17 protein-coding genes and 2 pseudogenes are annotated in these 25,032 nt (G+C 38.3%); 12 read left to right on the top strand and 7 right to left on the bottom strand.

Features of this window, described 5'->3' with window-relative positions; translation table 11 throughout:
- Window positions 1–57: 57 nt before the first annotated feature.
- The 4 genes from tig to H0S58_RS11155 all read left to right on the top strand — a co-directional run bounded on the left by tig (window position 58) and on the right by H0S58_RS11155 (window position 4,430).
- Entirely contained in the window at window positions 58–1,392 is a 1,335-nt protein-coding gene (gene tig, locus H0S58_RS11170; RefSeq protein ID WP_053578742.1) for a trigger factor, read from the top strand.
- Between the two features lie 190 nt (window positions 1,393–1,582).
- The gene (gene clpP / locus H0S58_RS11165) at window positions 1,583–2,188 is read left to right on the top strand and encodes an ATP-dependent Clp endopeptidase proteolytic subunit ClpP (protein ID WP_195726547.1); all 606 of its coding nucleotides are present in this window, start codon (window positions 1,583–1,585) and stop codon (window positions 2,186–2,188) included.
- 27 nt (window positions 2,189–2,215) lie between these two features.
- Complete coding sequence (clpX, locus tag H0S58_RS11160; protein WP_053578740.1) at window positions 2,216–3,526, top strand: ATP-dependent protease ATP-binding subunit ClpX; 1,311 nt, start codon at window positions 2,216–2,218, stop codon at window positions 3,524–3,526.
- 190 nt (window positions 3,527–3,716) lie between these two features.
- Entirely contained in the window at window positions 3,717–4,430 is a 714-nt protein-coding gene (locus tag H0S58_RS11155; RefSeq protein WP_092718222.1) for a DUF2846 domain-containing protein, read from the top strand.
- 70 nt (window positions 4,431–4,500) lie between these two features.
- Here H0S58_RS11155 and H0S58_RS11150 read toward each other — a convergent pair whose 3' ends face one another.
- Window positions 4,501–6,027 carry a fumarate hydratase gene (locus H0S58_RS11150; RefSeq protein ID WP_092718219.1) on the bottom strand — a complete coding sequence of 509 codons (1,527 nt, stop codon included), beginning with the start codon at window positions 6,025–6,027 and terminating at the stop codon, window positions 4,501–4,503.
- A 652-nt stretch (window positions 6,028–6,679) separates the two neighbouring features.
- On the opposite strand from H0S58_RS11150, the gene H0S58_RS11145 reads away from it, so the two are divergent.
- Window positions 6,680–7,297, top strand: coding sequence for a class I SAM-dependent methyltransferase (locus H0S58_RS11145; RefSeq protein WP_195726546.1), 618 nt, complete (start codon window positions 6,680–6,682; stop codon window positions 7,295–7,297).
- Between the two features lie 157 nt (window positions 7,298–7,454).
- Here the strand turns inward: H0S58_RS11145 and pta are convergent, their stop codons facing one another.
- The 4 genes from pta to H0S58_RS11125 all read right to left on the bottom strand — a co-directional run bounded on the left by pta (window position 7,455) and on the right by H0S58_RS11125 (window position 12,969).
- Complete coding sequence (gene pta / locus H0S58_RS11140) at window positions 7,455–9,596, bottom strand: phosphate acetyltransferase (protein WP_053578734.1); 2,142 nt, start codon at window positions 9,594–9,596, stop codon at window positions 7,455–7,457.
- A 59-nt stretch (window positions 9,597–9,655) separates the two neighbouring features.
- A complete protein-coding gene (locus tag H0S58_RS11135; RefSeq protein ID WP_053578733.1) occupies window positions 9,656–10,876 on the bottom strand; it encodes an acetate/propionate family kinase in 1,221 nt (406 codons plus the stop codon).
- Window positions 10,877–11,179: 303 nt separating this feature from the next.
- The gene (locus tag H0S58_RS11130; protein WP_053578732.1) at window positions 11,180–11,584 is read right to left on the bottom strand and encodes a hypothetical protein; all 405 of its coding nucleotides are present in this window, start codon (window positions 11,582–11,584) and stop codon (window positions 11,180–11,182) included.
- Window positions 11,585–11,703: 119 nt separating this feature from the next.
- Window positions 11,704–12,969 (bottom strand): glutamate-5-semialdehyde dehydrogenase, encoded by a 1,266-nt coding sequence (locus H0S58_RS11125; RefSeq protein ID WP_193890936.1) that lies wholly within the window; start codon window positions 12,967–12,969, stop codon window positions 11,704–11,706.
- A gap of 304 nt (window positions 12,970–13,273) precedes the next feature.
- Between H0S58_RS11125 and H0S58_RS11120 the strand changes: the two genes are divergently transcribed.
- A complete protein-coding gene (locus tag H0S58_RS11120) occupies window positions 13,274–14,608 on the top strand; it encodes an alpha/beta fold hydrolase (RefSeq protein ID WP_195726545.1) in 1,335 nt (444 codons plus the stop codon).
- 34 nt (window positions 14,609–14,642) lie between these two features.
- Here H0S58_RS11120 and H0S58_RS11115 read toward each other — a convergent pair whose 3' ends face one another.
- On the bottom strand, window positions 14,643–15,497 hold the full coding sequence (locus H0S58_RS11115) for a class I SAM-dependent methyltransferase (protein ID WP_193890930.1): 855 nt from the start codon (window positions 15,495–15,497) through the stop codon (window positions 14,643–14,645).
- 180 nt (window positions 15,498–15,677) lie between these two features.
- Window positions 15,678–16,700 carry a beta-N-acetylhexosaminidase gene (gene nagZ / locus H0S58_RS11110; RefSeq protein ID WP_195726544.1) on the bottom strand — a complete coding sequence of 341 codons (1,023 nt, stop codon included), beginning with the start codon at window positions 16,698–16,700 and terminating at the stop codon, window positions 15,678–15,680.
- 201 nt (window positions 16,701–16,901) lie between these two features.
- On the opposite strand from nagZ, the gene H0S58_RS11105 reads away from it, so the two are divergent.
- The 6 genes and pseudogenes from H0S58_RS11105 to H0S58_RS14030 all read left to right on the top strand — a co-directional run.
- A complete protein-coding gene (locus H0S58_RS11105) occupies window positions 16,902–19,103 on the top strand; it encodes a carboxy terminal-processing peptidase (RefSeq protein ID WP_195726543.1) in 2,202 nt (733 codons plus the stop codon).
- A 453-nt stretch (window positions 19,104–19,556) separates the two neighbouring features.
- A complete protein-coding gene (locus H0S58_RS11100) occupies window positions 19,557–21,623 on the top strand; it encodes a GGDEF domain-containing phosphodiesterase (protein ID WP_193890925.1) in 2,067 nt (688 codons plus the stop codon).
- 124 nt (window positions 21,624–21,747) lie between these two features.
- A pseudogene (locus H0S58_RS14035) lies at window positions 21,748–21,819 on the top strand (hypothetical protein); the annotation flags it as partial.
- Window positions 21,820–22,033: 214 nt separating this feature from the next.
- Window positions 22,034–23,236 carry a tyrosine-type recombinase/integrase gene (locus H0S58_RS11095; RefSeq protein ID WP_195726542.1) on the top strand — a complete coding sequence of 401 codons (1,203 nt, stop codon included), beginning with the start codon at window positions 22,034–22,036 and terminating at the stop codon, window positions 23,234–23,236.
- 300 nt (window positions 23,237–23,536) lie between these two features.
- The gene (locus tag H0S58_RS11090) at window positions 23,537–24,706 is read left to right on the top strand and encodes a hypothetical protein (RefSeq protein ID WP_227592241.1); all 1,170 of its coding nucleotides are present in this window, start codon (window positions 23,537–23,539) and stop codon (window positions 24,704–24,706) included.
- A gap of 66 nt (window positions 24,707–24,772) precedes the next feature.
- A pseudogene (locus H0S58_RS14030) lies at window positions 24,773–24,971 on the top strand (integrase); the annotation flags it as partial.
- Window positions 24,972–25,032: the final 61 nt, after the last annotated feature.

The raw sequence follows: 25,032 nt of genomic DNA, 5'->3' as shown, positions 1-25,032 counted from the left end.
TGTCATATAATGTGGCACTTTAAAAATTGCAATTACTATTTCTATATCGAGGAAGCCATGCAAGTAACTTCTGAAGCGGTTTCGGGCGTTGCCCGTCGTTTAAATGTATCTGTACCGACGAGCCGTGTGAACGAGCAATTTGAAGCCCGTTTAAAACGCACTGCTAAAACTGCGAAGATCAACGGCTTCCGTCCAGGTAAAGTGCCTTTAAATGTGGTACGTCGTGAATATGGCGCAGGCATTTATCAAGAAGTTGTGAACGATGTTATTCGTGACACAGTGTTTGAAGCTATTCAGCAAGAAAAAATTAATGCTGTTGGCATGCCAAATATCGACAAAGTTGAAAACAAAGACGATGCTCTTGTTTATGAAGCAACGGTAGAAGTTTACCCAGAAGTTGAAGTTAGCGCATTTGATGCATTGGAAGTTGAACGTAAATCATCTGAAGTCAACGATAAAGACGTTGATCAAATGATTGAAAACCTTCAAAAGCAACGTGCAGCTTGGGCTGAAACAAAAGGCATGGCTAAAAAAGACATGCAAGTAACTTTTGATTTTGAAGGAACTGTAGACGGCGAGAAATTTGAAGGCGGAACTGCTGAAGATTTTAAACTTGTTTTAGGTTCAGGTCGTATGATTCCTGGCTTTGAAGATGGCATCGTAGGCATGAAGAAAGGCGAAGAGAAAGTGATTGATGTTACTTTCCCTGAAGACTATCAAGCTGAAAACCTTGCGGGTAAAGCTGCACAGTTCAAAATTACGGTTAAGCTTGTTGAAAAACAAAAGCTTCCAGAAATTGATGCTGAATTCTTAAAAATCTTTGGTCTAACTGAAGAAGAAGGCGTTGAGAAGTTAAAAGCTGACGTACGTAAAAACATGGATCGCGAAGTGAAAAATGGTCTTCGTAACCAAGTGAAATCTGCAACTTTTGATGCACTTGTTGCTGCAAATGAAGTTGAAGTACCTGAATCAATGTTGGCTCAAGAAATTGATCGTCAACGTCAACAAATGATTCAACAATTTACTCAGCAATTTGGTGCTCAAGGTGCGCAAGCATTTGACAGCAGCATGCTTCCAGATGACTTGTTCAAAGAACAAGCTGAGAAAGCCGTTAAACTTGGTGTATTGGTCAGCAAAGTTTTAGCTGATTCAAAAATTGAAGTTGATCCTGCACGTGTAGAAGCGTACATCAATGACATGGCTTCTTCTTATGAAGATCCAACTGAAGTGATTGAATACTTCAAAAATGACAAACAACAACGTGCTCAAATTGAAGCAGTTGTTTTAGAAGACCAAATTGTTGATCATATTTTAGCTTCTGCTAAAGTAACTGATACTGCAGTAAGTTATGAAGAATTGTTGAAAGAGCAACAAGCTCGTCAACAAGGCTAAGTTCTGCTGATTTAAAAAAGGCGCATCATGCGCCTTTTTTAATGTGTGAATTTGCATTTGAATTGACCTGACATCACAAAGTGGATATAAAAATATCTGTTATTTAATGGGGAATATTTTGCAATTTCGATCATTATCCCTCATATTGTGCCTATGAGTTAAGTAACAAAAACTTAGGAATAAATAGCATATGTATGTTCCAACAATTGATAACGCTTTAGTACCAATGGTCGTAGAACAATCGTCTCGTGGCGAGCGTTCTTTTGACATTTTTTCACGTCTTTTACGTGAGCGTGTCATCTTTTTAAGTGGTGAAGTAGAAGATAACGTGGCCAACTTAATTGTTGCTCAGATGTTGTTTTTAGAAGCAGAGAACCCAGATAAAGATATACACCTTTATATTAATTCACCAGGTGGCTCGGTAACAGCGGGCATGGCGATTTATGACACGATGCAATTTATTAAACCCGATGTGGTGACCTATTGTATGGGTCAAGCAGCCTCTATGGGTGCATTTTTACTCAATGCAGGTGCAAAGGGTAAACGTTACTGCTTGGAAAATGCGCGTGTTATGATTCACCAACCTCTTGGTGGTTTCCGTGGTCAAGCTTCGGATATTGAGATTCATGCACGTGAAATTCTGTTTATTAAAGAACGTTTAAACCGTTTAATGGCAGAGCATAGTGGTCAAGACTATGAACGTGTTGCCAGAGATACTGACCGTGACAACTTTATGACAGCACAGGCTGCCAAAGAATATGGTCTCGTGGATGAAGTGTTAAGCAAACGTCCATAATTTTTAGATATTGATATTGGAGTGAATATGTCCGAACATCCTCAAGGACAAAAGCATTGTTCATTTTGCGGTAAAACGCAGTCTGAAGTCGGGAAACTGATTGCAGGTGAGGACGCGTACATCTGTAATGAATGTGTGGACGTATGCTTAGATTTGGTCCAAACCAGTCAACAAGTTGAATCGAATGATTGGGCAACTAAGCCTTTACCTAAGCCACATGAAATTCGTGCTGCGCTCGATCAATATGTAATTGGTCAAGATGTTGCGAAAAAAACACTTTCAGTTGCAGTGTATAATCATTACAAGCGTTTAAAAGTGACCAATACAGGTCACAAACCTGATGACGCAGTAGAGCTTGCAAAAAGTAATATTTTGCTTGTTGGACCAACAGGTTCAGGTAAAACTTTACTTGCACAAACTTTAGCACGTTTGTTAGATGTGCCTTTTGCAATGGCTGATGCAACCACCTTAACCGAAGCAGGTTATGTGGGTGAAGATGTTGAAAACATTGTACAAAAGCTTCTTCAAAAAGCAGATTATGATGTAGAAAAAGCGCAAAAAGGGATCATCTATATCGATGAAATCGACAAGATTACCCGTAAGTCTGAAAATCCATCCATTACCCGTGATGTATCAGGTGAAGGCGTTCAACAAGCATTATTGAAAATGATCGAAGGAACGGTTGCTTCGATTCCACCACAAGGTGGTCGAAAACATCCGCAACAAGAGTTCATCCAAATTGATACCTCAAATATCCTGTTTATTTGTGGTGGTGCATTTTCGGGTCTTGAAAAAATTGTGCAACAACGTCAAGAAAAAGGTGGAATTGGCTTTACAGCTGATGTGAAGAAAAAAGATGAAGGCAAGAAATTGTCTGATTTATTCCGTCAGGTTGAGGCGAATGACTTGGTGAAATTTGGTTTAATTCCAGAGTTTATTGGTCGTTTGCCTGTCATTGCTACTTTGGAAGAGTTGGATGAAGGCGCATTAATGCAAATTCTAACAGAACCCAAAAATGCTTTAACACGTCAATATCAATATTTATTTGATATGGAAAATGTAGATCTGGTTTTTGAAGATTCTGCATTACGTGCAGTGGCGAAAAAAGCCTTAGAACACAACACTGGTGCACGTGGTCTACGTTCAATTTTAGAAAACTCATTGTTAGATACGATGTATGATTTACCAAGTCGTACAGATGTCGGTACAGTGATTGTGAGTGACGCTGTCATTAATGGCGAAGCAAAACCAGAACTTAAAACTGAGCGTCAGCCAAAAGTAGAGACGGAAGTTGCTCCTAAAGTAGATTTGAAGGTTGTAAACTCTAAATCTGCTTAACACGCTATTCGTCTGAAACGTGGGAAAACTCGTGTTTTCCCACGTTTTTTTATTTGAAAAAATAAAACTGGATGGTAATCTGAACCACGAGACGTGGACGTCTATATGCGGTTTAAATGTCGCAATTTAATATTTCAAAATCAAGTGCTCAATTTAGTACAAAAATAAAAATACGCGGTGAGGGAAAATCATGCGTGGAGTCTGTATTGCGGTCTGTGCAAGTGTTATTTTATGGGGCTGTCATGGTAAGACGACCATTGAACAAGCTCAAGTCACATCTACCTTAAAACCTATCGATACTGAACATGCACCAGGAATGATAGAGCAATACCGCTTTGGTATGTTTACCATTGGTGGGTGGGTCAATCAAAACGTAGGACGGCATTTTCAATCAGTTCAAGCACAAAATACTCAAGCTGCGATTGTGTATATGTATCGTCCTGATACGAAATGGAATCGTCAAGAGATAGTGGCATCGAGTCTTTTTATTAATAGTGAGCGTATTCCGAGTTTACTCAATAATCATTATTATTGGATTGAACTACCTGCTGGAACGTATCGTTTATCCAGTAGTCGTCCTTTAGGGGTGCAGCATTTTCAAAAACCTAAATATCTCGACTTTACTGTTGAAGGTGGAAAATCCTATTTTATTAAATATGATGAGGAAAACTTAAATACTCGTCGAGAACTTTCTGGTCCTTTGATGCTGGTTCCTGAAAAAACAGGTTTGAATGAAATTGCATTTACCCAGTTGAAATCAGAAAGCTTTAACTTTGTCGCTCAAGATCAAAATACAGGGAAAGTGCGTAAAAAAGCGCAAAAAATTAAGCGAGAAAAATATGATCCTGCAGATGATGTACAATTAATTAAACCATTCAAATTGTGGAATCCGTTGACTTGGTGAAATAAGGTTTAAGTAATAGAAATAAAAAAAGCACCCTAAATGTAGAGTGCTTTTTTTGTGCTTAGATTAATTAAACTGCAGCAGCATCTACTACTGGAATTTTACCAATTTTCGCTTGCCAGATTTTCGGTGCTGTTGCATGAATAGAGGTTCCGTTCACATCTACGGCGACAGATACAGGCATATCTTCAACCACAAACTTGTAAATGGCTTCCATCCCTAAATCAGCAAAAGCAACCACTTCAGCTTGACGTACCGCTTTAGACACAAGATAAGCTGCACCGCCAACGGCCATTAAATAAGTCGCTTTATTGTCTTTAATGGCTTCAATAGCTGTTGGACCACGGTCTGCTTTACCGATCATGCCGTATAAGCCAGTTGCTTCAAGCACTTGGCGGGTAAATTTGTCCATACGTGTAGCCGTTGTTGGGCCAGCAGGACCAACCACTTCATCGCCCACAGGATCGACTGGACCAACGTAGTAAATGAATTTACCTTTCAAATCAACGGGTAATTCTTCACCTTTGTCGAGCATTTCACACATACGTTTATGTGCAGCGTCACGACCTGTGTAAATTGTTCCGTTAAGCAGTAATGTATCGCCTGGTTGCCAAGCATTCATTTCTTCTTGAGTGATGTTGTCTAAATCAACACGTTTAGAAGTGGATGAATCCCAAGTCACCGCAGGATAGTCAGAGAGTTTAGGTGCTTGAATATGTGCAATACCTGAGCCATCTAACTGGAAGTGCGCATGACGCGTTGCAGCACAGTTCGGAATCATACCGACAGGTTTACCCGCAGCATGACATGGGTAATCTTTAATTTTAATATCTAGAACTGTGGTTAAACCGCCAAGACCTTGTGCACCAATACCTAAGGCATTAACTTTCTCAAAAATCTCCATACGAAGTTCTTCGATTTTATTTTCAGGCCCACGACGAAGCAGTTCGTCCATGTTAATTTCTTCCATGAGTGACTCTTTTGCAAGCATCATGGCTTTTTCAGCAGTACCACCAATACCAATACCCAACATACCTGGTGGACACCAGCCTGCACCCATCGTCGGAACAGTTTTAAGTACCCAATCCACAATTGAGTCAGATGGATTTAACATCGCCAGTTTAGATTTATTTTCTGAACCGCCACCTTTGGCTGCAACGGTAATATCGACTTTGTTACCCGGAACGAGTTTGTAGTGAATGACAGCAGGGGTATTGTCTTTGGTGTTCTTACGACCAAAAGCAGGATCAGCTAAAACTGATGCACGAAGAATGTTTGAGTTTTCAAGATAACCCTGACGTACACCTTCATTAATTGCATCATCTAGGCTCATGGTTAAATCAAATTTAACATCTAAGCCCACTTCAAGAAATACGTTCACAATGCCTGTATCTTGGCAGATTGGACGATGGCCTTCTGCACACATACGGGAGTTAATCAGAATTTGTGCAATCGCGTCTTTCGCAGCTTGGTTCTCTTCACGATCATAAGCACGGCTCATCGCTTGGATGAAATCTTGTGGATGATAATAAGAAATGAACTGAAGCGCATCTTTTACCGATATGATTAGGTCATCTTGCTTGATAATAGTTGTCATACAAATATCTCTTGAGCGGGCTGTTAGCTAGCGGGCTAAATTATAAGATAAAAAGCAAGTTTTGTGGGTGTTTTGCCCGATTTTTAAGTGAAAGTTTAAGGAAGAATTGAGTGAGTAAGTTTCAATTTATTGTTTATCAATGATTGATTTTAAAAAAGTTTGGAAAATGTCATATTTCAATAAAAATAGAATGAATTAGTCAAACTTTAAAGATTAAAAATTTATTTTTTATTTTTTAAGTTGTTGAAAATTAAAATATTAACTTGGTTGGCTTAAATTGTATTAAATATGACAATTTTGTCATAAATATGTCATAAAACTTTTACATAATACACCCATCAAATCTCAAGTGTATTCAGTCTATGATTACTGCGACAGCTTCAATTATCGGTTTCTCTTTATATATTGCAGCAACATGGTTTTATGGCCAAAAAGAAGATCAGGCTTAAGCTTTATCTTCTTTTTTATTTAAAATCATTCAAATATATTGGACTCTCTATCTTCAAATCTTCAAATCTTCAAATCTTCAAATCTTCAAATCTTCAAATCTTCAAATCTTCAAATCTTCAAATCTTCAAATCTTCAAATCTTCAAATCTTCAAATCTTCAAATTAATCGGTTTATACTATTTGAAAAATAGATTGAAATCATCATGACTGAACAAAATAAATTTGCTCAAAATATTATTGAAATTTATAAAAAACATGGTCGTGCATGGACGGAATTGCGTGGAAATTTTTTGTATGAAAAAGTATGGCTAGATCACTTTCTTTCGTTGATTCCTAAAAACGCTAAGATATTAGATTTGGGCTGTGGATCTGCTCGACCGATTGCAGCCTATTTTATCGAGCATAATCATACCGTCACGGGTGTAGACAGTTCAGATGTGATGATTGAAATGGCTAGGCAAAATTTTCCTGAACAATACTGGCTTCAAGCAGATATGCGAATCGTTGAGTTAGATCAAAAATTTAATGCGATTTTGGCTTGGGATAGTTTTTTTCATCTAACACCTAATGATCAGCGGCAAATGTTTACACAGTTTTCTAAGTTTGCTGAATCAGGTACAGTTTTAATGTTTAGCAGTGGGCCAAGCCATGGTGAAGCGATAGGTGATCTGTTTGGTGATGCTTTGTATCATGCCAGTCTTGCCCCTGAAGAATATCGAGCATTATTAAAACAGTCTGGCTTTAAAGTAATAAAAATGGTCGCTGAAGATGTTGAGTGTACAGGACATACGGTGTGGTTAGCGCAGAAAAATTTAATTTGATATTTTAAGAAAGATGAACTAAAAACAGAAGAAATAATTAAATGATGATTGAGGATAATAGGAATGTGGATAAAAATCCGATCCGGAAAGTTGAAGAGTAAAGCGCGAAGATAAACCACCCAACTTTTTTAATTGGATGGTTTGAAAATTCTAATACTCATTTATCCATTTGTTGTTCTGCCTGAATCGCAGTCAACGCAATGGTGAACACAATATCATCGACCAAAGCACCTCGAGACAAGTCATTCACTGGCTTATTTAAACCTTGCAACATAGGGCCTACACTCACAACATTTGCCGAACGTTGAACGGCTTTATATGTGGTGTTGCCAGTATTTAAATCTGGGAAAATAAACACATTGGCACGACCAGCAACTTGGGAGTTTGGCGCTTTTGAACGGCCAACACTTTCAACCGAAGCGGCATCGTATTGTAATGGGCCATCAATAAGTAGGTCGGGGCGACGTTGTTTGGCAATTTCAGTTGCTTTTGCGACTTTTTCGACATCTGCACCTGTACCAGATGTACCTGTTGAATATGAGATCATCGCAATACGCGGATCAATCCCGAAAGCCTTCGCGGAATCGGCAGATTGGATGGCAATTTCAGCTAATTCTTCAGCATTTGGATCAGGATTGATAGCACAGTCACCATAGACGTAAACTTCATCAGGCAGCAGCATAAAGAATACTGAAGACACGAGTGAATAATCTGGTGCAGTTTTAATCAGCTGAAAAGCAGGACGAACCGTATTGGCTGTAGTATGCACTGCACCTGAAACCAAACCATCTACTTGATTTAGGGCCAGCATCATCGTACCCAATACCACAGTATCTTGTAACTGTTCACGTGCCTGAAGTTCATTGATTTTCCCTTTACGTAGCTCCACCATGCTTGCTACATAGTTTTCGCGAATCAGATCAGGATCAATGATTTCTAAATCGTGAGGTAATTCAACACCACGTGCTTTTGCTACTTCTACAACGGCCTCAGGTTTTGCTAACAAAATACACTGTGCTATTCCACGTGATTGGCAAATCGCAGCAGCTTGAATAGTACGGGGTTCATCTCCTTCAGGCAGGACAATACGTTTTTTTGCGGCTATCGACTTTTGAACCAGTTCATGACGGAATGCCGAAGGAGATAGGCGAGGCTGATATGAACCATTTAAAAGCTGTCCGACCCAAACTTCATTAATATGACTTGATACAAAACGAGTGACTTGTTCTGCTCGCTCAGTATCGTCAATTGGAATTTCATTGCTTAAATTTGAAAGATTTTGAGCGGTCTCAAAACTGGTGAGTGAGGTGTGTAAAATGGGTAAACCATGCTTAATGGCAGATTGACAGAAGGCTAGAACAGAGGCATTTGGCTCATGATGTTCGGTCAAAACTAGACCTGCTAAAGGAATTCCATTACTGCTTGCTAAACTACTTGCCAGTAATACATCAATACGATCAGAGGCACTGATAATCAGTTCACCTGCGACAAATTTGTTTAGCTCATGTTCAATATTAGATGCAATTAGGCTGCTGTGTAATACACGGCGTTGTATGGCTTCTCCTTTATTGATCCATTCTGCTGAAATATGACTCGCCAAATCTGAAACCCGTGGCACACTTAAAATATTGCTAAATGGAACCAGACCAATGATGGGTAATGTGTCAGAACCGATATGTGGATGTGTTTTTTGAATATTGGCTGTAAAACGCTCGGTATCACCCGCTAAACGTAAATTTGGATCAAGAGTGACCGGAATTTGGGCAGAACCTTCAGGTAGGCCCTTTGTACGCATAAATAATACGCCTGCCATCCTTGTAGAGGTCGCACCACCAAAATAGCGTAATTGACGTTCAACTTTTTCAGCTGTAGTGGTCGCTTGCTGAATATCAGCATTGCTCACGACAATAACTTTGGCATCTAATGCTTGTGCGAGTGAAGCATTTAATTCTGAGGCAAAGGCATCACGACTATTTGGAACCAAACCTTCAACAATAATTAAATCATGATGTTTAGCAATTTGACGCTGTAAACGAACGGCCTCTTCAAGTAACTCATCACTTTCACCTAAGTTTAGTTGCTGAACGACTGTGGTGTAAGGAATCGGTTCTACTGTTTCACTATTCGACAAATGCCGATATAACGCTGTTGAACGATCTAAATCCTGATGTTGTTCTTGTGAAAAAGGTTTGAAAAAGCCTGCTTTTACGCCTTGGCATTCTAAAGCATACACTAAGCCTAAACATGCTGAGGTTAATCCAACCCCTTCGCCTGTAGGTACGAGTAAAATTGTTTTCATAGTTTCATTCTAAAGATAAAAAGGATTCGGGTATTTGCAGCACTTATGAATGTAAGGGTTTAAACCATTGCACTTTCAAAATCAGACTTTTTTACGGCTGCTTGCTTCACCTCACTTTCTACAACACTTACCGTTTCTTTGGCGATACGACCTTCTTCATCAGTTGGAATGACCCAAATTTGTGGTCCTAGGCCTGTATCAATTCGGCCTTCTGTACCGCGTTCAAGCTGATTGTTTTGCTCTTGGCTTAAATGAAAGCCGAAATGAGGCAGATAAGACAACGTTTTTTCGCGAATATAAGCGGAATTTTCACCAATACCACCTGTAAAGAATAAACCATCAATTCGTGGTAACCCACAGCTTAAAGCTGCAAGAGATTTCGCTAATCGATAACAGAAGACTTCAATCGCAATTGCAGCATCTTCATTGCCTTGTTCAGAGGCTTCAATTAATGTGCGCATATCATTGGAGAGGTCTGATAGTCCCAATAAACCACTTTGGTTGTTCAGCATTTTGTCAATTTTGTAAAGATCCCAGCCTAAATTACTGGCTAAGAAGCTATGAATACTGGGATCGACATCTCCACTCCGGGTTCCCATAACCACACCTTCCAATGGGGTTAAGCCCATAGATGTATCTACACTTTGTCCATTCCAGATGGCGCAAGTCGAACTACCATTGCCTAAATGGGCGGTAAGCCATCCGCCTTGTTTTAGGCTGCCTGCCAATGCTGAACCACGTTCAGATACATACGCATGACTGGTTCCATGGAAGCCGTAGCGACGGACATTGTGTTCGGTATATAAAAATTTAGGTAAGGCATAGCGATATGCATGGGCTGGCATGGTTTGATGAAAGGCCGTGTCAAAGACAGCCACTTGAGGTAATTCAGGGAATAATCGCATCGTCGCATCTATACCCACCAAATGGGCTGGATTATGAAGGGGCGCTAATGGTGTTGCTGCACGAATACGTTCAATAATTTCAGGTGTGAGTCGTTCAGCTTTGGTGAGTGTTCCACCATGTACAACGCGATGTCCGATTGCTTGTGGGTGATGATGTGACAAACGTTCTAAGATAGTTTCTAGCGCTTTTTCATGATTGGCATGGGGGATGGAGAGTTCTAGCGCTGCACCACCTGTGGTAATGCCTTTAATACGTGCTTCAGCAGAACCTAAGTTTTCTGCTAAACCAAAAATACGATTTTCACGGTGCTCGGAAACCAATGCATATTTGATTGATGAAGATCCGCAGTTAATTACTAATACTGATGTAGACACGATTTAATACCCGAATTCTAATTGTTAAAGTAAGTCATCCGTTAGTGATCTTCATGCAATGCGATTTTAATGCAATCTGGATCTGTATAAGCGTTTTAACATGTGATTTTTTTTTGTCCAAGCTAGACTTTAGCAGATTAGACTTAAGCACTATCGACCGATAAAAAGATAATCATTAAAATTTATCTATTTATAAAGTTCATTTCTTTGTGAAATAGTCATCAATAATTAATCGATTTATAAGAGTGACTCTGCTGAATATAGATTATTTTTGCTACAGAAAGATGTGATTTTGAGCAGTGCTTAGTGTTTTTGATATTTCACTTCAGACCAACGTACAATCACATAAGCTATCAGCGATACCATAAAAAACACCAACATCATCCAAGCCAAACCTTGTAAGGTCTCAATAATGGTTCGATAAATTTCCAATACCCATCGCTCTTGCGTCAACTCAATCACTATTTTTTTGTCATTGTCTGTATAAGTCAGTGGCGTGATATATTTTTCCATATCATAAATGCGAATGCCAGAAGAGGTACCGACAACCATACCTGCAAATTTGGTATATTTTGCCCATGCACTATGAATTGGGTCATGAATAATACGAGCCAAAATCTGATTGATCGAATTTGAAAAAATTTTCATGACTACAAATGAAACCACAAGTGCCAATAAAAAAGTGCAAATCATTAAGTAATAAAACATTCTATTTTCCCTGTTTCTTTATTTTTATTATGTTACGAAATTCAGCAACGGGATATTGTAGTGACTGTGTTCAGCCTCCTATTGAAACTGAACACTAAAATGATGATGAGAGATCTTATTTATTGGCGAATTTGTCCATCACCGAAGACCACCCATTTTTGAGAGGTTAAACCCTCTAGACCGACTGGACCACGAGCATGAATTTTATCAGTTGAAATACCAATTTCAGCGCCTAAACCATATTCAAAACCGTCGGCAAAACGTGTCGATGCATTAATGATGACCGAACTGGAATCGACCTGTGCCAAAAATTGACGTGCAAGACTAAAATTTTCGGTAATGATGGCATCGGTATGATGTGAACCATATTTATTAATGTGCTCAATCGCTTCATCTATCCCGCTTACTACTTTGATGGCCAAAATAGGGCCTAAATATTCGGTATACCAGTCTTCTTCGTTCGCTGGGTGAACGACCGAACCGAGAAGACGCTGTGTTTCACGGCAGCCGCGCAGTTCAACTTGTTTTTCAGCATATAATTCAGCAATGCGCGGTAGAAAATCTTCAGCGACTTTTTCATCTACCAGTAAAGTTTCCATCGCATTACAGACACCATAACGATGTGTTTTTGCATTTAAGGCAATCGGTAATGCTTTTTGTAAATCGGCTTGCGCTTCCACAAAAACATGACAGTTGCCATCTAGGTGCTTAATCACAGGAATACGCGCTTCATTGCTGATTCGTTCAATTAAACTTTTGCCACCGCGTGGAACAATCACATCCACATATTCAGACATAGTAATCAAATGGCCGACTGCAGCACGGTCGATGGTATTGATCACCTGAACAGAGTTTTCTGGCAAACCTGATGCTTTTAAGCCATGTTGAATCGCTTCGGCAATCGCAGTGTTGGATTGCAATGCTTCTGAACCGCCTCGCAGAATAATGGCATTGCCAGATTTAAGTGCAAGCGATGCAGCTTCAAGCGTTACATTCGGGCGTGATTCATAAATCATGCCGACTACACCTAAAGGTACGCGCATTTTTCCCAGTTGGATACCAGAAGGACGATAAGCTAAGTCCGTGATTTCACCAATCGGGTCTGTCAGGTTCATGACGTCTTTAAGGCCGTGAAGCATGCTCTTAAAGCGTGTGGGTGTAAGTTCTAAGCGATCGAGTAAAGCGCTGTCCAAATGATTGTTACGACCTTGAGTCATATCAATGTGGTTGGCAGCTAAAATAGCGGCTTCGCTGTGTTGTAATGCCGTGTAAATGGCAGACAAAGCATTGTTTTTGCTTTGGGTAGAAGCGCTTGCCAACACGCGAGAAGCTTGGCGTGCTTGTTGTCCTACCGTTTGCATATACTGTTCAATGGAATCTTGCATAGCGGTTTGATCACTTAGAAATTACATCTTTGATAGTAACAGTCTGCAACCCTACATTGAAGCATCTGAATAGAAAAATTTTTTGAAATTTTTCAAATTGTTAATATTTTGAAAAGCTTTTTGTTTGTAAATTTAGATGAGTGGTTACAGAATATGTTGCACCTGAAATCATCCTCTGTATAAAATAAAATATTAAAGACATTGATGTCTGATAATCAAAGCCAAGAAGAATTGCTATATGCTATAGAAATTCTATATTTATTTTCTTGCAGAATAAAAATAAGGCAAGAGTGGAGGAAGGGAAATGAATTCCATGATCCAAATGGACTCGGAAATACAAGACGTAAATATGAATTTTAGTTTTTTTGATCTTTATCATAGAAATAGTTTTAAACAACCTGCACGTACCACGTGGCTTAAGGGTTGGAAAGTCGAATATATGGCGATTGCTCAGCCTGAAACTATGCACAAGACACCTATCTTAATTGTGGGTGGTGCATTTCAAAATTTTAATTCTTATAAATATTGTGTGGAACAGTTACTCAGTGCGGGACCTGTGATTTTAATTGACCTCCCGTCTATGGGAGCTAATCAGCAAATTACCAATCGCGATACGGGTATTTCTGCTGGGACTTTAGAGTTACCTGACTTGGCACGTATTCTAGGTGAATGGCTTGATATCGAAAGTTTGGATAAAGTATCCGTTATGGGAATGTCGTTAGGTTCTGTGGTTGCTTCAAGTTTTGCAGTACAACGTCCCGATTTGGTTGAACGTATGATTTTGATGGGCGTCATGCAAAAAACGCGCAAAAGTTGGCGAATGTTACTTGAAGAGTCATTGCACTTGATGAAAGAACAACGCATGGATGAGTTTGGTCAAGCCGTTATTTTGTATTTGGTCAATCATGCTAAATTTGATAAAACCCGTATGTCACCGACAGCGAAACGTTTGTTTTTCAAACAGATGGCCGAATTTACTGCGACTGAACAAGATCGTTATGAAATTAACTGCAATCGTTTACTACGCTTAACCAATGTGCCTATTCCGCAATGTAAAGTACTGGTCGCATGCGGGCAATATGACAGTTTTACTTTACCGCATGAAAATGCCAACTTTGCTTTGCAATGCCCCGAAATGCAATTTGCCATGATTGCGAATGCAGATCACGTGCCTCAGTTACAACGTCGTAAAGAAACTATGACTTTGTTTGCAACCTTTTTACAGGGTGAGTCGATCCAAGATGTGGAAGGGATTATTCCCATGACCCGTGCACAATTACTGACCATGGAACGCCGTGGAGAAGAACGGATTCAGGTAAAAAATCCGCAAACGCAGTTAACCCATCGACATTCAGATTTACAAATAGCGACTCAGATTGTGAATTTAAACTTTTTCGGTGTCTTACTGAGTTTTACTGAAGGCCTAACTGCAAAAGCTGAACAATACCCACGTGACTTGGCCCTTCACTTAAAAGATGAAGAAGGTCCATTTAAAATCGAGTGTTTAATTTTTGAAGTATCGTCTACCCAAATTCGGGCCTTGTTTAAACATGGAAGTTTTGAACTGGCAGAACGTTTACTACGTTATATTCAACTCCAAAAAGAATTAAACTTAGTTCAAACTCAAACATTTATTTAAAATAAAAAATTGAGAATTAAAAAAAACAGCGTCATTAAACGCTGTTTTTTTTATGAGCATGAATCATCCAGACCAAATCACCTAAATGTTCATCACTAGATGTAGATATATTTTGATTGTGAAAATATTGCTCAGGTTGCGTAATGCTGACTTGCTCAAAACCGCCTTGCTGAAAAAAATCTTGAATCTGTTGAGGTTGAATAAAATGAAAACTAAATGCACTTTTAGACATCCATTTCAGTAGCTTACTACTGGCCCAAATAAAGTTAGCTAGCTTATTTTTGACGGGTTCTGGATAAATGTCGGTCAGGTAATGTAATTCTTTAAAGTTCTGACCATAACCTGTAATTGCTTGTAGCAACTGTAATAACATTTCTTTGCTAAAATAGTTAATTAAGCCTTCGCTAATCACAACCAAAGGGCGGGCAGGGTCAAATACCTGAAATACTTGTTCAAAGTCAGTGGTGAATAAGTCGACTGACAAAACTTCAGGACTATTCATGTCGATTTGCTTGAGTGCCTGAGTTTTTACTTTGGCCATGTCGGGTAAATCAAGTTCACGATAATTAATATGTGGAAATTTTTGGCGAAAATTCCAACCTCGCGGTGAAAGCCCGCTGGCTATTTCTAATACTTGTAAATCTGGATATTGCTCAATAAGTCGAGTCAGTTGTTCATCAATCATGCGATGACGTTGTTTGAGTGTCGTTCGCATGCTGCCACCCACAAATTTTTCTGCCCAGCTTTCTAAAGGATGTACCAATTTCGTCAGTATTTTTCCTTTCGAGGTGGCGAAAACTGGATGTGATATCCCCATGCTATACCAAATATAACCCGTGTAATGGGCGGTAAATGAAATATGTCGGTGTTCTGAAAGTGGTTGTGTCATGTCATCCTGACCTTGTGTTTTTTTAATTTTATCTGTAGCGATAATGGCTGAGGAAGGTGTTGCCTGTTAAGTGGTCTTTATTCAAATTTTTATAAAAAATAAAATCGACTTTGTAAGTGAGGCATCAACTTTAATCATCATAAAGAAAAAGGAACACCTTGTCGTGTTCCTTTCGTCGTATTAATGGAAGGATTGTTTAAATTCTTCAACAGTATCACGCACTTTTTTCCATTCATCCCCTAACTCAAGTATTGTGCTGAGCTGAAGCTGTGGAATTTTTCCTCGCATACGTTCCAAGCGTTCTTGATTAGGTAGCGCTAAGTCATTTATACCTTCTAAAGCTGTACATGCGGCTGAACGGTCATTACAGACTAAACCCATATCACAACCGGCTTTAAGTGCGGCTTGAATACGTGCATCTGCCCCGCCCACAACACAAGCAGCTTGCATGGTTAAGTCATCTGAGAAAAGCACACCATCAAATTTAAGCTTTTGACGCAGAATAGTTTGAATCCAGTAGGGTGAAAAGCCCGCAGGATTCGGGTCAATTTGATCATAAATGACATGTGCGGGCATTAAGGCATCGAGTTGGGGCATGAGTTGAATAAAAGTTTGCATATCTTTAGCATAAATGTCTTCAAAGCTACGTGAGTCAACAGGGGCGGCTACATGCGAATCGGCTTTAACTGAACCATGTCCAGGAAAATGCTTTCCTGTATTGGCCATACCTGCGCGTTTCATTCCTTGCATAAAGGCACTGGCAAGGGGAACAATATCTTGAATATTTTGAGCAAAACTGCGATCGCCAATGACATCGCTCACATCATTTAAATCCAAAACTGGTGCAAAGCTGAAATCGATACCTACTGCAAGTACTTCAATTGCCATGAGCCAACCGCATTGCTCTGCTAGGGCCACGGCTTTTTGAGGTTGCGTGTTATATAAATCACCTAAACGCCCCATAGCAGGAAGTAAGCTAAAGCCTTGTTTTAAGCGTTGTACGCGACCTCCTTCCTGATCAACGGCAATTAAAATATCAGGTCGAATACGACGCATATGATCGGTTAAGGCACGAACTTGTGGAGGGGATTCTATATTTCGAGAAAATAAAATCATGCCACCTACTTGCGGTGCTTGTAAGAGTTGAATATCTTCTTGTGTAAGTTCTGTGCCAGCGATGTCTAGCATCAATGCGCCAATCATATTGGTATCCGTATTAGAATTTTATAAAGAAAAAACAATACGCGCATTTTGCAATGATTTGCTACATTTTGACAGTATAGAATGTGATAAAACTACACCACACAAATATATTAAGTTGTTTAAGATTTTGAATATACTGCATTCATATTGAAAAAATGACATTGTAATTTTGGGATCGCACCAAGGAAAAACGAATTATTTATGAAACTTCAAACTATAGCTTGTGCAGTTGCGATTGCGACTGGAGGATTTTTCTTTTCGCATGTCATGAATGATGCAATTGCGGCAAATAATACTGTTGCAGTTTCTCAAGTGATTCAACCCACCCAAGAGCAAGCGCTTGTATCGCGTCAATTGGCGACTTTAGTTGATCGTCAACATTATTTGAATATGCGTTTAGATGCCGCGACTTCTAATCGAATTTTAGATTTCTATTTAGACAGTCTAGATGCAGACCATTCGTTGTTTTTAGCGCCTGAAGTTGAACAATATAAGAAAAAATACGGTGCAAACTTTGGTGCTGCATTAAAAGCAGGCGATTTGTCAGGGCCTTATCTGATTCATGCTCAATACCGCGAACGTTTAAAAGCATTTTATGAATACATGTTGGCTGAGCTGAAAAAGCCGCAAAATCTAAAACAAGCCAATGTCTATATTGAGACCGATCGCGAAAAGGCGCCTCATTTTGCATCTGCTGAAGCACAGCGTCAGCATTGGCAAAAAATGTTGGTCTCTCAACTGATTAACTTGACCATTAGTAAAGAAGAGGAAGCAGCCAAACAAAAAGCATTGAAAGATGATCCGACTTTGGCCAATGGGCAAGATTTAACCAGTCCCGAAGATTTGACACCAGTACAAACCTTGACCAAGCGTTATACTCGACAACTTGAGCGAATCAGCCGTGTAAAAAGTGATGATGTCTTAGACAAAACTTTGAATGCCATGATGCTGACCTATGATCCACACAGTAACTATTTCCCACCTGTCGATGCGATGGAGCTCAACCGTCAAACGACTTTACAGTTGGAAGGGATCGGCGTTTCAATTCGACCTGAACGTGGTAATGAAGACTACACTAAGGTTGAAACCATTGTTGAAGGTGGACCTGCCAGTAAATCAGGTCAAATAAAATCGGGTGATCGTATCATTGGCGTAGCACAAGATGGCGACAAAATGGTCGACGTTGTGGGATGGTCGAGTAGCGAAGTAGTGGGTTTGATTCGTGGTAAACGTGGTACGAAAGTCAGTTTACGTTTGCTTGGACCAGGTGCATCGATGAGTCAGGCACGTACTGTGGGCTTGGTACGTGATATTATTCAAGAAGAAGATGCTGGGGTTCGTTCACGTACAGTTGAGATTAAACGTGAAGGTAAAAATCATACCTTTGGTGTGATTGAAATCCCATCGTTCTATTTAAATTACCGCGCGCGTCGTGCAGGAACGGACTATCGTTCAGTTTCTGAAGACACCAACAATGCTTTAAAAGCTTTGGCAGCTAAAAATGTCGAAGGGATCATTATTGATTTGCGTAATAATCCAGGTGGTTCACTCGAAGAAGTCGCACGTATGTTGGGTCAAGTGATTAAGTCAGGCCCAGTGGTACAAATACGTGATGGGAATGGTAACGTTAGTGTGTTTGAAGATGAAGATGGCGGTGCCCAAACCTACGCAGGTCCACTTGCAGTGATGATTAATTTGGCTTCTGCCTCTGCCAGTGAAATTTATTCTGCGGCTATTCAGGATTATGAGCGTGGTATTGTAATTGGTAGTACGACTACGGGTAAAGGAACAGCTCAAGTTCAATTGGATACTTTGGCACATGGTCAAGCGACATTGACACAACGTAAATTTTATCGTGTGACTGGTGGAAGTACCCAAAATAAAGGTGTAGTTCCTGACATTAAATTGATTGATATTTACAACGAAGAGTTTGGTGAACGTAAAGCAAAAAATGCCTTAAAATGGGATACGATTCCAACAGCACCTTTTAAACGTGAGGGCTCAGTTCAGCCTTATGTGCAAAATCTGAGTCAAATGTCTCAGCAGCGTGTTGTGGCAGATCCACAATTTAAATACTTGGAACAACGAAAAGCAATTACCCAAAAAACTGAAGAGCAAAAACGTGTTGTTTTGGATATTGATCAACGTAAAGCTGAGTTGATGGAGCTAGAGCAGAAAACTTTACAGGCTGAGAATCAACGCCGTGCAGTCACTGGTCAAAAACCATATCCAAATTGGGAAAGTTATCAAGCTTCTATTGATGCTTTGATTGAAGCGCGTTCTAAAATGAAAGCCGCTCAACGTCCGGCACTTCCTGAAGATGAAACATTTGTCACAGAGTCTGCCAATATTTTATTGGATTATGCGACATTACAAACAGGTCATAAAGCCTCAGGAAAGTAGTTTTGAGCTCAATGTTTTAAAGTGTATTAAAAAAACCAGTCGAATTATTCGGCTGGTTTTTTTATTTTTAATCTGATCCGTATAAGGGAATTTTATTTTTTGTGAAAAGGGAGCCAAAAAACAATAGAAAAAAGGCAGACTAAGTTTAATGGGAATGAGTCTTGGCTTAACAGGCAAATTATAATAATAAAATAGTCATTTAAATTTAGAAAATATGAACCATTTGGTGCTAATTGAAAAAAGTATGAACTCTATTTTATTTAACAAAATGAAGAGATTATAAATAAATTTGAATAGTGCAATTTTTGCTTGACCAAAATCCAATAGTATCGGATTCTTGTTTTTAATTAATTATTTTTATACGTACTCTTTAAATATAATCGCTCAGGTTTTTAATTAAAGCCCGACGAGGAATATGAATGAAAACAAAAATGATTTGTACGGAAGTTTAAGATGTTTCATACGCATTATGATTTCGACCTAGCAATCGGATTAATCGTGGTCGTTTTTTTCATTTGCTGTTTAGCAGTATCTTTTGAACCATTAAAATTCAATAGCTTAGTCTGTAAATACAAAAAAATAAGCCTCGTGATTAATGCGCTAATATTGGCAACGGTCATTTGGTGCTTACATTTTATGGGCATGCTTAATGAGTATTTTTATATAGCTCAATCAGTTAACAATGAATTTAAAGTTTTTTCTTACCTGATGGCATTTATGGCTTCGATACTTGCAATTGGGCTAAGCAATCGACCGAAATTAAGTATTTTCGATTTAATTCTAGGCGCTGTACTCGTAGGATGCAGTATTTTTACCATGCATTACTTTGAAATACGCAGTTTAGTGCTAGTCCCAGAGCAAATTCAAGTGAATGGATTACTAACAGTTTTCGCACTTTCAATTGCGATTATTGGTTCTGTCATCGTGCTTTGGTTGATACGTTATTCTAAAAAAATGATCAATAAGCTTTTGTACATCAGAATTTTTATCGTAATGCTGATGGTTTTGATCATCATGGGTATACATTATACAAATATGCAAGCAATCTCGTTTGATGCTGTAAATTATTCCCTTATTGCTTCTTATTCGATCGGAAATAAAACCATTTTATTCGTTGTATTTAGCATTCTAGCTTTAATATTACTGGCTGGGTTAAATCTGATGCTTTTAGAACAGCGATTGAAGTTACGTAATAAACAGCTGTTTAAAGCACATCCTGACTTAGCAGATTTGATCCTGCAAGATCATTTGACCAAGTTACCCAATCGATTATTTTTATCGCAATATTTAGAGTATTTATTTTCTGGGCAAGGTCAGCAGCAAAGCAAAACTGCATTTTTATATATAGACTTAGGTCGTTTTAAGGCAGTCAATGTAGCATTTGGACATGAGATCGGTGATCAGTTATTGGTTCAATTTGCTTCACGGTTAAAATCAAAACTGAACCAGAATGAACAGTTATTTCGCATTGGAAACGATGAATTTTTAATGGTTTTGGAACAATCAAAGCTTGAAAATGCGATTCAAAAAGCAGAGCAAGTTTTACAGTTGGTGCAGCAAAATTTTGCAATCTCCGATAAAATAATCCATGTTTCAAGCAGTATTGGAATAGCCATATATCCCGATCATGGGAATAATTTACAAGATTTACTGAGTAATGCAGATGCTGCACTGACCATTTCCAAATCTCAGGGCAGAAATAATTACTCAGTTTTCAGTTACACGGCCGATCAGCAACACACCAAAAGCCAAATTAAACTTTTAAATGATTTATATAAAGCCGTAGAAGAACAACAATTTATTTTATTTTATCAGCCTAAATTTACAACTCAAACTCAGCAAGTGTGTGGTGTGGAAGCACTGATTCGTTGGAATCATCCACATTTGGGGCAGTTAACCCCAAGTCTATTTATTGCTGAGGCAGAGAAAACTGGATTAATTATTGAGCTGGGATATTGGGCGCTTGAACAAGCGTGTAAACAAATTAAAATTTGGGAACAGACTCATCTGAATTATTTTCCTGTTGCGGTTAATTTATCAGCCATTCAATTTGAACATAAACATCTCTTTTCAATATTAGAAAATTTATTTAAAAAATATTCCATTAATCCTCATCATTTGGCGATAGAAATTACTGAATCTACTGCAATGAAAGATATTGCTGCCAGTATTCGTTGTCTTGAGCAACTCCGCCAGATGGGAATTCAATTGGCGATTGATGACTTTGGTACTGGCCATTCTAGTTTCTTATATTTAAAAGATTTGCCTGTCGATGAGCTTAAAATTGACCGCGCATTTATTAATAATCTTACTGTAGCTTCCAAAGATGAAATGATTTTAGAAAGTATTATTCATCTGGCGATAAAATTAGGTTTAGTCGTAACAGCAGAAGGGGTGGAGACACCTTTGCAGGCAGAAATTCTCAAGCGTTTAGGTTGCCAACAAATGCAAGGCTATCTTTTAGGCATGCCTATGGATGCACAGCGTTTAAACGAGATGAAATATAACGGGTCGGCTTAAGATTGGTCTTTATTGATCAAGTTTAGTTCATTTCAAAAGTTTGATGATCTGCTACAATATCGCCAAATTTTTATATTGATCAGTTTTGATCTTTTACACTGCTCTTCTGCAGTAGGTATCTTTCATGAGTTTCAAAGACGAATTAGCGGCACAGGTCGCACAGCGACGGACGTTCGCCATTATTTCCCACCCAAATAACACACTATAACTCATCTTATTTCAACCCATTTCAAAAGACTCTAAAATAATCTAATATTTTAATAATTTACAGTATTTTAATTAATTTTATATTTTATACCCATTGCATGCGACTTCAAGTTGCTTTAAGTTTATTCATAAGTTTTGTGTACATGAGTGTGTACATATATGACGTTATTTTTTTAATTCAAAATTTTGTACACAGGTGTGGAATGCCACTCACAGATACATGGCTAAAAAAGAATTTAGGTAAGGCTAGAGCTGAACAACATGTTGAAGCTGATAGAGATGGATTGAGTGCACGTGTCTCGCCTAAAGGTAAAATCATTTTTCAAATGCGCTTCAGATATCAAGGAAAGCAAGCACGGCTTGACCTAGGTTCTTACCCAAATCTGACTTTACAGCAAGCTAGGCTAGAATTACAAAAAATGAAAGGAGTTTTGGAGGGTGGCCATGATCCAAGGAGATATAAAAAGTTAGAACTTTATAAGGTCAGCAATATGCTAACTTTTGAAGACTTATATCGAGAATGGCATGAAAAATATTGTCTAACTAATAAAAAAAATGCACAGCAACAATTACGGTCTTTTGAGTTGTATGTGTTTCCTAAATATGGATCATTGCCAGCAGATCAAATCACACTACATATGTGGTTGGAGTTACTAGAAGCGCATTTTGAAAAGTCAGCTTCAATTACAGATCGGTTGCTGACAAATACAAAGCAGTGCTTAGATTGGGGCGTAAATCGTAGGCTGATTGAGAACAACCCAATACGTCATATAACAGGCAAACGTGATCTTAATATTAAAAAGAATAAAGTGGATCGAATTCTTGAAGATGATGAAGTGGCACTAATTTGGAAAATTTGTGATGAATCAAGAATGGCGTTGAAGAATGCACTGTTTATTAAAATCTGTCTCTTTTATGCGAATAGGTACAGTGAGTTGAGGATGGCGAAAAAATCGGATTTCGATTTTGAACGTAAGATTTGGACTGTGCCGCCTGAAAACCATAAGATAGGTAAGTACACGAAGCGACCTCTTCTTAGACCGATTTTGCCTGAAATTGAGCCTTTTATTCAGCAGGCTATGGAGCTGAATAATTCTATCTATATGTTTGTGAATAATGGGACTAGAGAGGTATATGGCCAAAATGGCCCAGGCAAGCTTCCGTATAATGTCATGCAATATGCAAGAAGACATTATGGTGTTGAGATGAAGCATTGGTCTATGCATGATTTAAGGCGTACCGCTCGTACTCATTTTAGTCGTTTTACATCACGTGATATTGCAGAGTTAATGATTGGCCATACAATGCCTGGAGAGCAAGGGACTTATGATTATCATGATTATCAGAAAGAGATGGGGATTGCTTACAAGCAATGGTGGGATAAATTGGAAAGCCTAACTAGTTAGGCTTTCATTATTTCTGAAAAATTTTGCTTCCCATGTTTCTATTTGCTCTCGGTCCCAAAGACTTGTAGAGCCCTTTACTGCTTTTATCGGTTGAGGGAATGGCTCTGCAAACATTTTTTGGGTTGGTTGTTGCCATCTCCATAATGTAGCAGCTGCTTTGATATTAAATCTTTCACGCACTTGTTTGGACGTCAGGTACGACATTTTTAATTACCAATGAAATAAATTGAAATCATTGTAAATAAGATGAAATGGGTAATAATTCTGAAATAAGGGGAACTTTTTTAAGAATACACATTTATGCCAAAACTTAACGATTTTCAAAACAGCACAGTCAGACTATTAGATTATTTATATTTTCATGATGTTGCAGCCATGCAAAGCTTCTCAGAAGAGAAGTTAAGTATATATAGTAAATTATTAGCTACTATTGATTCATTGGCTTATCGTAGGTCTGAGGGCGTGTTGATAAGGGAGCATTACAAGCATTTGTTATTGATAGGAGTAGATTTTGAGTTAGCTTTTGGAAAGGGTGAATTAATTGAAAATGATATCTATGTTCAAATGCAAGAAAAATATCGTGCCTACCTAATTCAACAAATAGAGTCGGTGGGTTTTGAAATAGATCATTATAAGCAAGATTTAAATGAAATATTAATACAAAATCCAATTCAGTTAATTACTAGTGCTGCTGCTTTTAAAATTGTTAGTCAAGTTCTATATTTTGAGTACGATAATATAAGTATAGGGGTGCTTAGTAAATTTCTAGATTTTAATTTTTTAACATTAGCTAAATATCAAAAAAAGAATAAAGTCATCAATGAGAGTTTTTTAAATAAACTTTTCTATAGGGCGATGTTATTTCTAGAGTTTGAAGTTTTTAAAAATAACTTAATTGCAGAGTATTATTCCGAAGATCAGATTATTAACTTAAATGATTTGGAAGATTATGAAAAAGTAGCAGCTGTCATTAAGGCTAGGGGGAAGGCCAATTCATTAAAGGGAATCGAATATAAGGGATTTCATACTTTAAAGACTAAGAATGATCTGAAAAATTTTCTAATAAATATTGAAGAGCGATTAGGACATAATCCCATTTTCTCAGATAGCTTGGCTAATTGGATTGCCTTGATTAGTGCATGGCACTTAATCCTTAAGAAAGGTAATAATCTCGATAAGCCATTGTTCAAAGAGTCTCCTCAATATATTGTAGATTCGGATATTTCATGTGCCAAGCTGGCAAGAAAAAAATTAGCTGACTTTGGTTTTTCTGTATCTGAAAAAACTATATTTGACTGCTACGATCGTGTCTATGAAATTTACAAGCTCATACGTATAACTATAGAGTGTTTGGTTGAAGAAAAAATGTATGGAGCGAATGAAAGAGTGTTAGTTCATGATTTTTTCTATAATCCGAATTCTAGTGCATGCTTCAAGAAGCAGTTACACGCAGCTAAGGCCAAGTTTTAAAATATTAGAGCATACTCAAGTGATTCTATTTTGGTAGGGCTAAAGTGTTAAGTTTATACAGGTTGAATGACTACTCATAGTTTTAGATCTTTGTTCAGTACAGTCGTAAACGAATCAAATCTGTTTAATCTAGATCCCATTAACGCCAGCTTACTCATGTGTATCAAAATAGAAATCACTCGGTATAAGCCAAGTGAAATACTGGGATCAGCAGATGAGATTGATGGAGTGGTATCGGGGAGGAGTAAAGGATTGGCTGAATTAAATGACTAAAAAATTCAAAAGAACCACGCTTTTAGCGTGGTTTTTTTGTCATTGTTATAGCT

The sequence above is a fragment of the Acinetobacter sp. TTH0-4 genome, from assembly GCF_015602665.1.
Classification (GTDB): domain Bacteria; phylum Pseudomonadota; class Gammaproteobacteria; order Pseudomonadales; family Moraxellaceae; genus Acinetobacter; species Acinetobacter albensis.
This window is presented reverse-complemented; position numbering and strand designations above follow the sequence as displayed.

What these genes read in the sequence shown, in the direction of transcription:
- H0S58_RS11090 (WP_227592241.1), top strand. Translation starts at nt 23,537, where the DNA reads ATGCCAAAACTTAACGATTTTCAAAACAGCACAGTCAGACTATTAGAT.
- H0S58_RS11100 (WP_193890925.1), top strand. Translation starts at nt 19,557, where the DNA reads ATGTTTCATACGCATTATGATTTCGACCTAGCAATCGGATTAATCGTG.
- H0S58_RS11150 (WP_092718219.1), bottom strand. Translation starts at nt 6,027, where the DNA reads ATGACAACTATTATCAAGCAAGATGACCTAATCATATCGGTAAAAGAT.
- H0S58_RS11155 (WP_092718222.1), top strand. Translation starts at nt 3,717, where the DNA reads ATGCGTGGAGTCTGTATTGCGGTCTGTGCAAGTGTTATTTTATGGGGC.
- clpX (WP_053578740.1), top strand. Translation starts at nt 2,216, where the DNA reads ATGTCCGAACATCCTCAAGGACAAAAGCATTGTTCATTTTGCGGTAAA.
- H0S58_RS11145 (WP_195726546.1), top strand. Translation starts at nt 6,680, where the DNA reads ATGACTGAACAAAATAAATTTGCTCAAAATATTATTGAAATTTATAAA.
- H0S58_RS11130 (WP_053578732.1), bottom strand. Translation starts at nt 11,584, where the DNA reads ATGTTTTATTACTTAATGATTTGCACTTTTTTATTGGCACTTGTGGTT.
- clpP (WP_195726547.1), top strand. Translation starts at nt 1,583, where the DNA reads ATGTATGTTCCAACAATTGATAACGCTTTAGTACCAATGGTCGTAGAA.
- H0S58_RS11120 (WP_195726545.1), top strand. Translation starts at nt 13,274, where the DNA reads ATGAATTCCATGATCCAAATGGACTCGGAAATACAAGACGTAAATATG.
- pta (WP_053578734.1), bottom strand. Translation starts at nt 9,596, where the DNA reads ATGAAAACAATTTTACTCGTACCTACAGGCGAAGGGGTTGGATTAACC.
- H0S58_RS11095 (WP_195726542.1), top strand. Translation starts at nt 22,034, where the DNA reads ATGCCACTCACAGATACATGGCTAAAAAAGAATTTAGGTAAGGCTAGA.
- tig (WP_053578742.1), top strand. Translation starts at nt 58, where the DNA reads ATGCAAGTAACTTCTGAAGCGGTTTCGGGCGTTGCCCGTCGTTTAAAT.
- H0S58_RS11105 (WP_195726543.1), top strand. Translation starts at nt 16,902, where the DNA reads ATGAAACTTCAAACTATAGCTTGTGCAGTTGCGATTGCGACTGGAGGA.
- H0S58_RS11125 (WP_193890936.1), bottom strand. Translation starts at nt 12,969, where the DNA reads ATGCAAGATTCCATTGAACAGTATATGCAAACGGTAGGACAACAAGCA.
- nagZ (WP_195726544.1), bottom strand. Translation starts at nt 16,700, where the DNA reads ATGATTGGCGCATTGATGCTAGACATCGCTGGCACAGAACTTACACAA.
- H0S58_RS11115 (WP_193890930.1), bottom strand. Translation starts at nt 15,497, where the DNA reads ATGACACAACCACTTTCAGAACACCGACATATTTCATTTACCGCCCAT.